Origin of the sequence: Mesorhizobium sp. M7A.F.Ca.CA.004.06.1.1 (assembly GCF_003999135.1) — a bacterium.
Lineage (GTDB): Bacteria > Pseudomonadota > Alphaproteobacteria > Rhizobiales > Rhizobiaceae > Mesorhizobium.
Genome location: NZ_RZPQ01001418.1, coordinates 1 through 502, shown reverse-complemented (window position 1 = coordinate 502; position 502 = coordinate 1). Strand labels below are relative to the sequence as shown.

Sequence of the window (502 nt, the reverse complement as noted above, 5' to 3'; positions counted from 1 at the left end):
GGAGGACATAACATGTCATTGAGCGATCCTCTCGGCGATATGCTGACCCGCATCCGCAACGCGTATGGCCGCAAGAAGTCGAGCGTTTCGACGCCGGCTTCGCGTCTGCGCACCCGCGTCCTCGACGTGCTGAAGGCTGAAGGCTATATCCGCGATTACAGCCAGACCGACTTCGACAACGGCAAGTCCGAAATCGAGATCGAGCTGAAGTATTTCGACGGCGCGCCGGTCGTGCGCGAAATCGCCCGCGTCTCGAAGCCAGGCCGCCGCGTCTATGTTTCGGCCAAGTCGATTCCGCAGGTCGCCAACGGCCTCGGCATCGCCATCCTTTCGACACCGAAGGGCGTGATGGCCGACCATGAAGCACGTGAACAGAACGTCGGCGGTGAGATCCTCTGCCAGATCTTCTGATCTGGCAGTTGACCGCAAAGTGGAATCCGGTCTTCGGATCGTTCCCGAAGACAGAGACCTGAAACAAGAGAAGTGACGAGGACAACAAAAT

At 58.6% G+C, this 502-nt stretch carries 1 protein-coding gene; it reads left to right on the top strand.

The genetic code is table 11. The features are described from left to right. Nucleotides 1-12: 12 nt before the first annotated feature. Complete coding sequence (rpsH, locus tag EN906_RS36700) at nucleotides 13-411, top strand: 30S ribosomal protein S8 (RefSeq protein ID WP_013531431.1); 399 nt, start codon at nucleotides 13-15, stop codon at nucleotides 409-411. Nucleotides 412-502: the final 91 nt, after the last annotated feature.